This window comes from Corynebacterium durum (assembly GCF_030408675.1).
GTDB lineage: Bacteria > Actinomycetota > Actinomycetes > Mycobacteriales > Mycobacteriaceae > Corynebacterium > Corynebacterium durum.
This window is the reverse complement of record NZ_CP047200.1, coordinates 933,182-946,212: the sequence shown is the minus strand read 5'-3', so window position 1 is coordinate 946,212 and position 13,031 is coordinate 933,182. Positions and strand designations below refer to the sequence as shown.

14 protein-coding genes are annotated in these 13,031 nt (G+C 58.6%); 11 read left to right on the top strand and 3 right to left on the bottom strand.

Annotation, left to right across the window (positions count from 1 at the left end; all coding sequences use genetic code 11):
- The first annotated feature begins 54 nt into the window (after window positions 1-54).
- Complete coding sequence (gene xseA / locus CDUR_RS04500; protein ID WP_179417296.1) at window positions 55-1,296, top strand: exodeoxyribonuclease VII large subunit; 1,242 nt, start codon at window positions 55-57, stop codon at window positions 1,294-1,296.
- A 21-nt stretch (window positions 1,297-1,317) separates the two neighbouring features.
- Window positions 1,318-1,551: an exodeoxyribonuclease VII small subunit gene (locus CDUR_RS04495; protein ID WP_006061786.1), complete on the top strand. Its 234-nt coding sequence runs from the start codon at window positions 1,318-1,320 to the stop codon at window positions 1,549-1,551.
- On the opposite strand, the gene CDUR_RS04490 is transcribed toward CDUR_RS04495, so the two are convergent.
- Entirely contained in the window at window positions 1,548-2,123 is a 576-nt protein-coding gene (locus tag CDUR_RS04490) for a DUF4245 domain-containing protein (RefSeq protein WP_179417295.1), read from the bottom strand. The genes CDUR_RS04495 and CDUR_RS04490 overlap by 4 nt on opposite strands.
- Window positions 2,124-2,302: 179 nt before the next feature.
- On the opposite strand from CDUR_RS04490, the gene glpX reads away from it, so the two are divergent.
- A complete protein-coding gene (gene glpX, locus CDUR_RS04485) occupies window positions 2,303-3,310 on the top strand; it encodes a class II fructose-bisphosphatase (RefSeq protein ID WP_179417294.1) in 1,008 nt (335 codons plus the stop codon).
- A gap of 141 nt (window positions 3,311-3,451) precedes the next feature.
- Window positions 3,452-4,855: a class II fumarate hydratase gene (locus CDUR_RS04480; protein ID WP_006061783.1), complete on the top strand. Its 1,404-nt coding sequence runs from the start codon at window positions 3,452-3,454 to the stop codon at window positions 4,853-4,855.
- A gap of 61 nt (window positions 4,856-4,916) precedes the next feature.
- On the opposite strand, the gene CDUR_RS04475 is transcribed toward CDUR_RS04480, so the two are convergent.
- Window positions 4,917-5,600, bottom strand: coding sequence for a GntR family transcriptional regulator (locus tag CDUR_RS04475; RefSeq protein ID WP_290208061.1), 684 nt, complete (start codon window positions 5,598-5,600; stop codon window positions 4,917-4,919).
- Between the two features lie 352 nt (window positions 5,601-5,952).
- On the opposite strand from CDUR_RS04475, the gene CDUR_RS04470 reads away from it, so the two are divergent.
- The 6 genes from CDUR_RS04470 (at window position 5,953) to CDUR_RS04445 (ending at window position 11,915) form a co-directional block, all read left to right on the top strand.
- The gene (locus CDUR_RS04470) at window positions 5,953-7,197 is read left to right on the top strand and encodes an NRAMP family divalent metal transporter (protein WP_040358563.1); all 1,245 of its coding nucleotides are present in this window, start codon (window positions 5,953-5,955) and stop codon (window positions 7,195-7,197) included.
- Between the two features lie 52 nt (window positions 7,198-7,249).
- A complete protein-coding gene (locus CDUR_RS04465) occupies window positions 7,250-8,038 on the top strand; it encodes a LamB/YcsF family protein (protein ID WP_179417292.1) in 789 nt (262 codons plus the stop codon).
- Window positions 8,035-8,658 (top strand): 5-oxoprolinase subunit B family protein, encoded by a 624-nt coding sequence (locus tag CDUR_RS04460; protein ID WP_179417291.1) that lies wholly within the window; start codon window positions 8,035-8,037, stop codon window positions 8,656-8,658. The genes CDUR_RS04465 and CDUR_RS04460 overlap by 4 nt, the downstream gene beginning before the upstream one ends.
- Complete coding sequence (locus tag CDUR_RS04455; protein WP_179417290.1) at window positions 8,651-9,538, top strand: 5-oxoprolinase subunit C family protein; 888 nt, start codon at window positions 8,651-8,653, stop codon at window positions 9,536-9,538. The genes CDUR_RS04460 and CDUR_RS04455 overlap by 8 nt, the downstream gene beginning before the upstream one ends.
- A gap of 114 nt (window positions 9,539-9,652) precedes the next feature.
- Complete coding sequence (locus CDUR_RS04450; protein WP_179417289.1) at window positions 9,653-10,351, top strand: TetR family transcriptional regulator; 699 nt, start codon at window positions 9,653-9,655, stop codon at window positions 10,349-10,351.
- On the top strand, window positions 10,332-11,915 hold the full coding sequence (locus CDUR_RS04445; protein WP_179417288.1) for an MDR family MFS transporter: 1,584 nt from the start codon (window positions 10,332-10,334) through the stop codon (window positions 11,913-11,915). Before CDUR_RS04450 ends, CDUR_RS04445 begins: the two co-directional genes overlap by 20 nt.
- Window positions 11,916-11,923: 8 nt before the next feature.
- Here CDUR_RS04445 and CDUR_RS04440 read toward each other — a convergent pair whose 3' ends face one another.
- Window positions 11,924-12,601: a LysR family transcriptional regulator substrate-binding protein gene (locus CDUR_RS04440; protein ID WP_179417287.1), complete on the bottom strand. Its 678-nt coding sequence runs from the start codon at window positions 12,599-12,601 to the stop codon at window positions 11,924-11,926.
- A 62-nt stretch (window positions 12,602-12,663) separates the two neighbouring features.
- Here CDUR_RS04440 and CDUR_RS04435 point away from each other — a divergent pair, with 62 nt between their 5' ends.
- On the top strand, window positions 12,664-13,014 hold the full coding sequence (locus CDUR_RS04435; protein ID WP_179419021.1) for a DUF5997 family protein: 351 nt from the start codon (window positions 12,664-12,666) through the stop codon (window positions 13,012-13,014).
- The last annotated feature ends 17 nt before the right edge of the window (window positions 13,015-13,031 follow it).

The following is a 13,031-nucleotide window of genomic DNA, read 5'->3' as shown; positions in this document are numbered from 1 at the left end:
CTGATGCGCACCACACGTACCGTCGTTATGTGTCCGATGTGTTGAGGAGTCTGTGTGAGCAACGAGCCAACGTCTGCCGAAAATCCGTGGCCGGTTCGGGAGGTAAATTCCAAGGTCAAAGCATGGATCGAGCGTCTTGGTTCGGTGTGGGTTGAGGGCCAGCTTGCCCAGGTAAACATAAAACCGTCATGGAGATTTTCGTATTTAACGTTGCGTGACGTAGAAGCCGAAATGAGCCTGCAAGTCACGTGCGACACAGCTCTACTTCAAAACGCCCCCGCTCCCCTGCGCGATGGTGACCGCGTGGTGGTGTACGGCAAGCCAACGTTTTTCACGGGCCGGGGTTCATTTTCGCTGCGAGCGACAGAGATTCGCCCAGTGGGCGTGGGCGAACTACTGGCCCGCATCGAGCGCCTACGCCAACAACTAGCCAGTGAAGGGCTTTTCGACGCCTCCCGCAAACTGCCTCTCCCCTACCTTCCGCGCTGCATTGGTTTGATCACTGGTCGCGGTTCAGCCGCAGAGCGCGACGTGTTGTCAGTGGCGGAAGACCGCTGGCCACACGTGAATTTCAAGGTGATCAACACGGCAGTGCAGGGCGCCCCAGCGGTTCCCGAGGTGATTGCCGCCCTTGAAGCACTGGACGCGGACCCCGAGGTTGATGTGATCATCATCGCCCGCGGCGGCGGTTCGGTGGAGGATCTGCTGCCGTTTTCCGAAGAAGCGCTGCAACGCGCGGTCTCACGCGCCCGCACCCCGGTGGTATCAGCGATTGGGCACGAGCCGGATAACCCGGTGCTGGACAATGTAGCTGACCTGCGCGCCGCCACCCCCACGGACGCGGCAAAACGCGTGGTTCCGGATGCACGGGAAGAGCTGCTGCGCTTGGATCAACTGCGTCAGCGCGCCGCCGCAGCGCTCCGAGGCTGGGTGGATCGCCAGCAGCAGAACCTACAGGCGCTGCGCTCCCGGCCGGTGTTGGCAGATCCGTTCACCCCCATTACCCGCCAAGAGGAAGAAGTTCAGCGGGCGCTGACCATGGTGCGGCGTGATATAACCTACCTACTCAACAGCCACGAATCCCAGGTTCGGGCCCTGCGCGCGCAGGTTTCGGCGCTGGGCCCGTCGGCGACGCTGGCGCGGGGTTACTCGGTGGTGCAGGTGATTCCGCGTGACGGCTCAGAGCCGGAGGTAGTGACCAGCTACGAGCAGGCCCCGCCCGGTAGCCAGCTGCGCATTCGTGTGGCCGATGGGTCCGTCACTGCCGCATCTATTGCCCATTCCCCCGCTGACTAAACCCTATATATGAGGACAACAATGAACGAGAATGCTTTCCCCGCTGTTGAAACACTCACCTACGAGGCCGCGCTGGCGGAGCTTATTGAAATCGTGAAAATCCTGGAACTCGGACAGATGGGTCTGGACGAATCCCTGAAGTACTGGGAGCGCGCCGAAGCCTTGTCGAAGCGCTGCGAAGAACACCTGGCCGGGGCGCGTCAGCGTGTGGAGACCGCCTTGGGCACCGACAACGGAAACGACGCAACAACCTAGGGTCTATGGGCGTCGATAGGCGCTGTCTTCAGCGTCGCTTCCATGAGCTGCGTGTACTCGGTCTCGCCTGCGGTTCCAGACACCAGCAGCCGCACATCACCGAGGTCAGCGACCCACAGCACGCGGGCATCATGCTCCTCGGACGTGTACACGTGAACGTCCGTTCCTGCGATGCTTGTCGACGTCTGTTCCTTCCGCGCGTAGTCGTCATGGTCCTTCACTGCATCCTCAAGCGGGCGGTCTGTTTGAAGAAGCTGCACATAGGCACCCTGGGCAGTGACCCAGCCCACCACGGGGGCGGGCGCACCATCAACAGAACTGCGGCGAGCGGAATTAGTCGTCCAGCCGTCGGGCATCTGCGGGTAACGCAGCGGGAAAGCCATCCCCCGTGCCTCTATATCTAAAAATTGCCGGGCATCAACCTCCTGGACAGGACCATTTTCAGGGCGTCCCGGGTTGAGGCTGCACATGCCGGTGAACGCAACCGTGAGTGCCATCACCACGATAATGACAATGAGTGTCATGCTGATGTCTCGGCCGTCTTGGAAGATACGAGGTTTGTTCTCAGCCACCTGGATAGTATGGCAGACTTTCACCGACTCCCCCGATTCGGGTGGACAAAGCGGGCAAAAGCGTACGCATCAATGCAAGAATAGAAATGGTGGTTATCACCAACACCACCCTTTTAGTCATCCCTTTATATTCGGGCGTTACACCCGCATATGCCCAGCCACTGTAGGAGGCCGCACAGATGAATACCCGCCAAACCGAATGTCCAGACCGTAACCTCGCCATGGAATTGGTCCGCGTGACCGAAGCCGCAGCACTCGCGTCCGGACGTTGGGTTGGACGAGGAATGAAAAACGAAGGCGACGGTGCCGCAGTGGATGCCATGCGCAAACTGATCAACTCAGTGAACATGCGTGGCGTTGTGGTCATCGGTGAGGGTGAAAAAGATGAAGCCCCCATGCTGTTCAACGGCGAAGAAGTAGGCACCGGCCAGGGTGCCGATGTCGATATTGCCGTCGACCCGATTGACGGCACCACACTCATGGCGGAAGGCCGCCCCAACGCTATTTCAGTCCTCGCAGCCGCAGAACGCGGCACCATGTATGACCCATCCGCAGTGTTCTACATGAAGAAAATCGCTGTTGGCCCCGAAGCCGCAGGTGTCATTGACATTAACGCGCCAGTAGCCGTCAACATCGGCGCCGTTGCCAAGGCTAAAGGAATCTCCCCCTCGGATGTCACCGTGGTGGTTCTGGACCGCCCGCGCCATAATGACCTCATTGCCGCGATCCGTGAGGCAGGCGCCAAGATCCGTCTGATCAGGGACGGCGACGTCGCCGGTGCCGTTGCCGCAGCACAACACACCAACTCCGTGGACATCATGATGGGCATCGGTGGCACCCCAGAAGGCATTATCACCGCCTGCGCCATGAAGTGTATGGGGGGTGAAATTCAGGGCAAACTCTATCCGACTAACGACGAGGAAATCCGCAAAGCTCAGGACGCGGGCCTGGATCTTGGCACCGTCCTGACCACCAATGACCTGGTTTCTTCCGATAACTGCTACTTCGTGGCCACCGGCGTGACCAACGGCGACATGCTCCGCGGTGTCAGCTATCGCCAAAACGGCGCCACCACCCGCTCCTTGGTCATGCGCTCCCGCTCCGGCACGGTTCGTTTCATCGAATCCGTGCACCAGCTGGCCAAGCTGCAGGAATACTCTGCGGTGGATTACAGCGCCAAGAACTAGCCATACGCAGTGAGGAGTGTGCGGAGTGCGAAACCCGTCACACTCCCCGGGGGTAGACACCCTTCGCCACACAACCGCCCTTTTTTACGCCATACTTATGTAGATAAGTTCTACGACTCTCTTAGTGAAGGTGGATTTTTCATGACCGAGCAGGAATTCCGCATCGAACACGACACCATGGGTGAAGTGAAAGTGCCCGTCAACGCCCTGTGGCGTGCACAAACCCAGCGCGCCGTGGAAAACTTTCCCATCTCAGGCCGCGGCCTCGAGTCCGCACAGATCCGCGCCATGGGCCTACTGAAGGCAGCCTGCGCACAGGTGAACAAGGATCGTGGGCTTCTCGACGCCGCGAAAGCTGACGCCATCATCGCCGCTGCCAAGGAAATCGCCGACGGCAAGCATGACGCCGAATTCCCCATTGACGTGTTCCAGACCGGTTCCGGCACCTCATCCAACATGAACACCAACGAGGTCATCGCCTCTATCGCCGCAAAGAACGGCGTTGAGGTTCACCCCAACGATGACGTAAACATGGGACAGTCCTCCAACGACACTTTCCCCACCGCAACCCACGTGGCAGCCACCGAGGCCGCCGTGAAAGACCTCATCCCCGGCCTGAAGGTGCTGCAGGAATCGCTGGCCAAGAAAGCTAAGGAATGGGAGAACGTGGTCAAGTCCGGCCGCACCCACCTTATGGATGCCGTACCGGTCACCCTCGGCCAGGAATTCAGCGGCTACGCCCGCCAAATCCAGGCCGGCATTGAGCGTGTTGAAGCAACACTTCCCCGTCTCGGCGAACTGCCCATCGGCGGCACTGCAGTGGGTACCGGCCTGAACACCCCTGCCGACTTCGGCGGAAAGGTCACCGCCGAGCTGGTCAACCTGACTGGTGTGAAGGAACTGCGCGAATGCGTCAACCATTTTGAGGCACAGGCCAACCGCGACGGCCTGGTGGAATTCTCTGGTGCAATGCGTTCCATCGCGGTCTCCCTGACCAAGATGGCTAACGACATCCGCTGGATGGGTTCCGGCCCACTCACTGGCCTGGCCGAGATTCACCTGCCTGACCTGCAGCCCGGCTCCTCCATCATGCCCGGCAAAGTCAACCCAGTGCTGTGCGAAACCGCAACCCAGGTTGCCGCACAGGTGATAGGTAACGATGCTGCGGTTGCCTTCGGTGGCGCCCAGGGCGCCTTCGAGCTCAACGTGTTTATCCCGATGATGGCCCGCAATGTCCTGGAATCCGCGCGCCTGCTGGGCAATACCGCTCGCGTGTTTGCCACCAAGCTGGTTGACGGCATCGAGCCCAACGAGGAGCGCATGAAGACCCTTGCAGAGTCCTCACCCTCCATCGTCACGCCACTGAACTCCGCCATCGGCTACGAAAACGCTGCCAAGGTGGCTAAGACCGCCCTGAAGGAAGGCAAGACCATCCGCCAGATGGTTATTGACCTGGGCTTTGTTGACGGCGACAACCTCACCGAGGAAGAGCTGGACAAGCGCTTGAATGTGTTGGATATGTGCAACACGGATCGCGACCAGTAGATAGCCTGATCACTGTATATATACACCCCAAGCCCCATAACGCGGGCACGGGGTGTATGTATTATTCACTGTCCTCGTTTCCGTCAGCAACAAGCTTCAGATTGATCGATTCGGCCCTATCAAGGTAGGTGGACAGTTCATCGCGCGCAGCCGCCACCTCACCGGTGGCGAGAAGGTTGACGATATAGCGGTTTTTCTTCACAAAGGGGGCGTGCACGTCATTGCCGTTGGGGTGCACAAGGAACGCCAGCCGTGATTGTGCGAGCGCAATGCGCGCATTCCTGGTCAAAAAGGCGGATCCCACGAAATCCACAATCGCCTGGTGAAAATCAACATTGGCGTTTCCCACATCGATCCAGTTCTCCGCCAGCATCCCCGCTTCCCCATGGTCGCAGGCAACACGCATGCGCCGCAGGCAATCAAGGGTGCGGTGTGCATCGCTGTAGGCATAGGTGATGGCGCCGAGTTCCACGAAGCGTCGATAAGCGTAAATGTCCTTAAGGTCATGGGCGGTCATGGTGCGCACAAACACTCCGCGATGCGGCACGTGTTCTACCAGGCCGTCGCGGGCGAGCAGCCGAAACGCCTCGCGCAGAGTATTCCGAGACACACCGTATTGCTGGGCAAGCGCTACTTCGCTCAACTGAACGCCCGGCACGAGAACACCAATATTAATGCTGGCTGTAATGGAGGCCGCGAGTTGCTCCACCGATGATACGGAGGTAAGAGGGGATGTCGGGGGCATCCCATCATTGTGTGCACTCATAGAACTCACCATAACGGACATTTTCGCGCTGCTGCCAGCCTTACTAAGGTACACCTCTCAACACGGTCAGCTTTCAGAAAAAGAGCAGTTCAAACGCGGTAGCGTGCCAACGGTTCGGGAGTTTTCTACCCCCGTCGGCTCCCCCTTGTTACTTAACGCTATTCCCTGGAACACAAAGAGGGATATACTGAGACCCGCAACACATTGTTGAACAATTAATGCTGACCCTCACTTAAGCCCGTGTGCGCGCATTGGTGCCTGCGGGAAGGTCACGTAGATTACCACACGGCTAACCATGCCGCGCAGCCATCACAAGATTGGAGCATGAGCCTTGCCTGAACAAACATCACAACAGGGGCCAACGCTCGGGCAGGCTGCGGCCAGCGCATCAACGCGAACCGCTCTTCTCGGCGCCATTTTCCTCATGGCAACCAGCGCCATCGGCCCTGGATTCCTTACGCAAACCGCCGTATTTACTGGCAAACTGGGAGCCGCTTTCGCGTTTGCGATTGTCGTCTCAATCCTCCTCGACATCGCTGTGCAGTTGAACGTGTGGCGCGTTATCGGCGTATCCGGGATGCGTGCCCAGGAACTTGGCAACCGGGTGATACCCGGCTTGGGCTGGGTGCTCGCTGTTCTTGTGGCCATTGGCGGCATTGTATTCAACATTGGCAATATCGCTGGTGCGGGACTCGGAACCAACGCCATGATGGGGCTGGATGCGAAAATCGGTGGTGCTGTGACTGCAGCCATCTCTATTGTGTTCTTCCTCGCTAAAAGACTTGGCGGAGTGCTGGATAGGGTGCTGGTTTTCCTGGGAATCCTCATGATGGGTTTGACGCTCTATGTGGCTATCGTCTCAGGGCCACCTGTGGGCGATGCGCTGCGCAACACAGTCATGCCAGAAAAGGTTGACTGGCTGATCATCACTACCCTTGTTGGCGGAACTGTGGGCGGTTACATCACCTACGCTGGCGCTCACCGCATGTTGGATTCCGGCAAGGTTGGCGCGGAACACGTCAAGGATGTATCCCAATCCTCTGTCACAGGTATCCTGCTCACCGGCATCATGCGAGTCCTGCTGTTCTTGGCGGTGTTAGGCGTGGTCGCTGGCGGCACGGTTCTGGATCCAAAGGGTAACCCCGCAGCCCAAGCTTTCCAGGTAGCAGCAGGTGACCTTGGTCTACGCTTCTTCGGCGTGGTCTTGTGGGCTGCGGCACTGAGTTCCATCGTTGGTGCTAGCTACACCTCCGCAACCTTCCTCGTGCCCAACACACCCGATAAGAAATCACTGCAGAACTGGGTGACCATTGCATTCATCGTCATTTCCTGCACTTTGTTCCTCATCCTCGGCACGGCACCAACCACGCTTCTAGTTTTTGCTGGCGCGTTCAATGGCCTAGTACTCCCCATCGGCTTCACCATGATGATCTACGTTGCAGCTTTCCGTTCCAAGGATCTTCTCAACGGATACAAGTACCCACTGTGGCTAATCATCATCGGCATCGTGGCAACGGTAGTGGCCTGGATTCTGGCGTGGAACTCCTTCTCGGGCGTATTTGACCTGCTCAAATAGCACGTCACCATTGGAAAAGACACATATACCCCACAAAGAAGGGCCAATTCTCATGCATACTTCTCCGTCAGGAACCTCAGCCACCCCAACCATTGACCTCAACAGCGATCTCGGCGAAAGCTTCGGCGCATGGACTATCGGCAACGACAGTGCCGTCCTCGACCTGGTGACCAGCGCCAACATCGCATGCGGATTCCACGCAGGCGACCCGCTGGTGATGATCCGCACGTGTGATCTCGCCCAAAAAAGGGGCGTGCGCATCGGCGCGCACGTGGGATACCGCGACCTCGCAGGTTTCGGTCGGAGAAACATGGATTACCACCCCGATGATTTGCGGGCAGAAACCATCTACCAGATCGGTGCTCTCCAGGCGGCGGCCCGATCGGTGGGGGCGCAGGTTACCTACGTCAAACCGCATGGTGCCCTGTACAACCGCATCGCCCACGATAAAACCCAAGCCATGGCCGTGATTGAGGGAATTCTTGCCACAGATCCCACACTGAAGCTCATGGGCCTCGCAGGCTCTCCGATCCTCGACTGGGCGTCCGCCGAGGGGCTGTCTACCCTCGCGGAGGCTTTTGCCGACCGCGCCTACAACGCAGACGGCACCCTGGTCAGCCGCTCCCAACCCGGCGCGGTGCACCATGATCCAGATATCGTGGCGGGTCAAGCTATTGCCTTTGCCACCGGCGCTCCCATCACCAGCATTGATGGCCAGGAACTAGTTGTCCAGGCTGATTCCCTCTGCGTTCACGGCGACAACCCTGAGGCGATTAGCCTTTCGCGTCGCATCATTGAGCAACTCGGTCACGTTGGGGTGGCGGTACAAGCTCAGCCATGAATATTGCACGCAACGGCGATCACGCCTTGATCATCGACCTGGACAGTCTCGACGACGTGGTGGATCTGCACGCGCAGATTCAGGCACTTGACCTTCCGCAGGTCCGCGAGCTTGTCCCTGCAGCCCGAACCATCACTGTTCACCTCAATCCGCACATCGCATCTCAGGCAGATACAGCAGCAACCTTGGAAACATTGGTGGTGGGCGCGGCGTCGACAAGCGCCCTGCACACAGCAACGGTGACTATTCCCACGCGTTACGACGGCCCTGATGTATCCACCCTTGCTGCCCACCTTGGCATCAGTGAGCGCGAGCTGATTGATGCACATACCAGCATGGAGTGGCGTGCGGCGTTCGGTGGTTTTGCTCCGGGGTTTACGTACCTCACGCCGACTGACGACTGGTGGGATGTGCCTCGGCATAGCCAGCCTCGTCCCAGTATTCCCGCTGGTTCTGTGGGGTTGGCTGGGGAGTTTTCGGGGGTGTATCCCCAGGCGTCGCCGGGTGGATGGCAGCTGCTGGGCACTACGACAACCCCGATGTGGGATCTGACGCGGGAATCTCCGGCGCTCATTCAGCCTGGGGATACCGTGCGATTCGTGGAGGTTGACGATGTTTAAAGTACTGGCCAGTGGCCCGCAAGCGTTGTTCCAGGACGCGGGCCGTTCTGGGTATATGTCCAGCGGCGTGAGTCCTTCTGGTGCGTTTGACCGCGCGAGCGCCGTCCAAGCCAACCGGGTGGTGGGTAATGCTCCCGGCGCGACGGTGGTGGAGATCCTGTTCGGCGGGTTCAGCGTTGAGGCGCTGACAGCAGCAACCGTGGTGTTTACGGGCACCAACGCCCTTGTGCATGTGGAGCTACCCAATGGCTACCAATACATTGAGTACACTCACACAATTATCGACGTCCAGCCTGGCACTCGCCTCACTCTCGATTCAGCACAGCAGGGGTTGCGCACATATTTCGCGGTGCGTGGTGGGTTTGCTGCCCCGCAGGTGCTGGGCAGCGCGTCGACCGACATGCTCAGTGCTATCGGTCCTGATCAGCTGCGTGTTGGTGACACGCTGGTTGTCGGCACTGATGTATCTGGCCCTGGCTGGTACTCCTGGGTACGGGATTGTGCGCCTGTTCGAGCCATGACGAACACTGTCACCTTGGGCGTCATTCCTGGCCCTCGGGAAGAGTGGTTTACTGCGGAGTCTGTGGAGCGTTTTTATAGCGAACCGTTTGAGGTGAGCAGCGAGTCCAACCGCATTGGCATCCGGGTTCATGGTGAGCAGCCACTGGAACGGGCTTTAGCTGGGGAGATAGCCAGCGAGGGCATGGTTCGGGGATCTATTCAGGTTCCGCCGAGCGGGTTTCCGGTGTTGTTTGGGGTGGACCACCCGGTGACGGGAGGCTATCCGGTAATCGGTGTGTTGGATTGGTGTTCTTCTGACTGCACCGCCCAACTGCGACCTGGGGATATTGTGCGTTTTCGGCGGGTGGTGGCGGAGTAGTCTGGTGACTCTTGGGGCCTGAACTGCCTGTCTCGCTCGCTTCAGTTGACCCACGTACGTCCCCTCGTCCACTAAATTTGCACTGAGTGCAATAATGCACTAGGTTTACTTTACGTGAGTGAGGAAAAACTATCCCTGCGCGAGGCGAAACGCCTTGCCACACACATGTCCATTACTGATCACGCCACCCGGTTAGTAATGGACCATGGATTTGATGCCGTCACCGTTGAAGACATCTGCCAAGCAGCAGGTATTTCGCGGCGCACCTTCTTCAACTATGTAGATTCCAAGGAATGCGCCGTGTTCGGCGCAGCCCCCAAAGAAATCGGCGAGCGAGAGATCGCTGTTTTTTGCGAAAACCGCCATGAGGACGTCCTGGAAGCTCTTATCGCCCTCAGCAGCAGACTGCTTGACCCCTACTTGAACCGCGAGGACCCCAGGATGGGCGACATTCTGCGGCGTCGTAAGTGTATTGCGTTGAAGCACCCAGAGCGACAAGCCCAGCAACTGGTGCAGTTCCACAACGTGCGAAAATCCGCAATGCGTCTGCTTGTGGCCTATTTCGAACAATGGCCCGATGCCCGCCGACTGCCTAACCAGACCGTAGAAACGGAAGCATTGACCTTGGTGAGCATCATGTCCAGCGCCATGCAGTTAGGCATGCACAACTGGATTCACAGCAGTTCTCCCCCCGGTGCAACGCTGATGGAAGGTCTCAGACAAAGCTGTCGAGATGCGCTGACAAACATCACCGAACTCCTGGAAAAACCTACTAAAAAAGAAGAAATAACTCATGACTCAGACCATTTCTGACCCCACCCCCACGCAAAGCTCCACACCAACTCCCCCTCACACCGCAGAACATCGCCCACGCTTGCCGTTGATTTTCACGGCACTGATGCTGGCCATGTTGCTGAGTTCGTTGGGGCAAACCGTATTCTCGGCCGCACTCCCCACCATCGTCGGAGAACTCGGCGGCGTGGACCACATGACATGGGTGATTACCGCATATCTGCTGGGTGAGACGATTTCCCTGCCGCTGTTCGGCAAGCTGGGCGACCAAATTGGCCGAAAAGGTTTATTCCTTGGCACACTTACGGGTTTTGTGGTGGGTTCCCTGCTCGGCGGCCTGGCCACGTCCATGACGGTACTGATTGTCGCCCGCGCGATTCAGGGTACTTCCGCTGGCGGCATGATGATCCTCTCGCAGGCCATCACGGCTGACGTGGTTTCCGCCCGTGAGCGTGGCAAATACATGGGCATCATCGGTGCCGTGTTTGGTGTCTCCTCGGTGCTCGGCCCGGTACTAGGTGGTTGGTTTACCGACGGCCCCGGCTGGCGTTGGGGCCTGTGGCTCAACGTTCCGATCGGCATTGTCACGATTATTGTTGCTGCCCTGGTGCTGCGTGTCCCGGCGCGCGAGAAAAAACTGACGATGGACTGGCTGGGCATCCTCACCATGATCGTTGCCACCACCAGCCTCATTCTCACAGTGACCTGGGGCGGCAACGAATACGACTGGACCAGCCCCCAGATCATTAGCCTTGGCATCACCGCCGTTGTGTTTGCCGCCGTATTTGTGCTGGTGGAACTGCGTGCTGAGGATCCGCTGATTCCCATGACGTTTTTTGCCAACCGTAATTTCGTACTCACCACGTCCGTGGGTCTGGCTGTGGGCATATTCATGTTCGGTTCCATGTCTTATCTGCCCACCTACCTGCAGATGGTGCATGCCATGTCCCCCACCACCGCTGGTCTGATGATGACCCCCATGATGCTCGGTGTCATGGGCACCTCCACCATCGTGGGCGGCATCGTCTCCCGCACCGGCAAATACAAGCACTACCCCATCATTGGCATGATCGCCACCGCAGCAGCATTGGCACTGCTATCCACCCTGGAACCCGACACCAGCTTGGTTGTCATTGGACTGTACCTATTCCTCTTGGGCTTCGGTGTGGGTAACGCCATGCAGATTCTGGTGCTGATTGTGCAGAACTCCTTCCCCATCGCCGTGGTTGGCACCGCCACCGCAGCAAACAATTTCTTCCGGCAAATCGGCGGCGCGATCGGCTCTGCGCTGGTGGGCGGCATTTTTGTGGCCAATCTGCGCGACCAGCTGGCCACCCGCATGCCCGCAGCAATCCAAGAGTTGGGTGCCGGCGCCGCAAACTACAAAGACATGCTCGCTTCCGGCACGTCCCGGCTCACCCCGGCCACCGTCACTCACCTGCCGGAACCGCTGCGCCTGGCCATCGACTATGCCTACAACGATGCCCTCACCCCAGTATTCCTGATGCTGGTGCCGTTGGCGCTGGTGTCTGCTGTAGTCCTCATCTTTGTGCGTGAAGACAACCTCAAGGACACCATCTCCTAACGCATCGCTTATCGACGCCCCCTCCGACGCGCAGGGCGACCGACCTTCCGCTGGTTGTTCGCTCGCGCTGCTTTCTTTGCAGCAGCTTTTTCCTTCGCTGTTCGCTTAGGCACGGCCTGCCTGGACGTGTTGGCTGTGCGCCCCTTCGCGATCCCCACGAAATCCTGGATCGCATCGCTATCCTTATCCTTCAACCACACCAACGCGATACTGGTGGGTTGGCCATCCACATAGTCCCGGTGGGCCGTGGACTTGTTGTTTATCGACCGCAAAAGCGGTCTGGGCGCGAAAGCAACCCCCACGTTTGCCGCCACCACGTCAAGAGCATCGAACACCGCCGACACATCCACCTCATTGTGCTCATCAGGGGCGTAATTAACGTGCTGATCCTCAAGATCAGCTGCCGAAAGTTCGTCCAGAAGAGTCAGTTCACTATCCTTCGGCACTGCCACACCCGGTTGCTCCTCGTACAAACGCACCACATGAAAACGCTCATCCACTCGCCGATCCGGGAGGCGGACCAGCGCAAGATCGGGGCGAGTGCGGTCAGTCGGGGCGTCGGTAAGCAGTGGAAACGGGTCACGCGACTCAAAACTATGCAACGCGCCGTGCCCAGTCCGTTCCGCAAACCGTGTCAGCCATTTGCCGGGAGCTGTGCCCTTGACGTAGGCGATCGTGAGGCTCATGCAGAAGATGTTACCGTTGAGGAGTGAACGAAGAATCTGCACGCACCCCATCCGGCACCGCAATGAAACCCCAGACAGCGGCCAAGAAACTCGGAATCTACCTGCCGGCCACGCCAGAGGAGTTCCAAAATACGGCACTCACCCACCAAGAATTTGTCGAACTACAAAGCAACCCGCCGGAATGGCTTACCAACCTCCGCCGCAACGGCCCCCACCCACGCCCCGTGGTCGCCCAGAAGCTCGGCATCACCATCGCCGCCCTCAAACGCAACGACTTGGACAAGCCCCTGACCACAGCAGACATCAAAGCCCTGCTGGAAAACCAACCCGATTGGCTACGTGCAGCACGCACCGCGATGGCTGAAAAGCGTGAAGAACAGCGAGGGAAAGAGCTTCGGAACCTGGGGAAATAGTCACTGTCGACTATTTT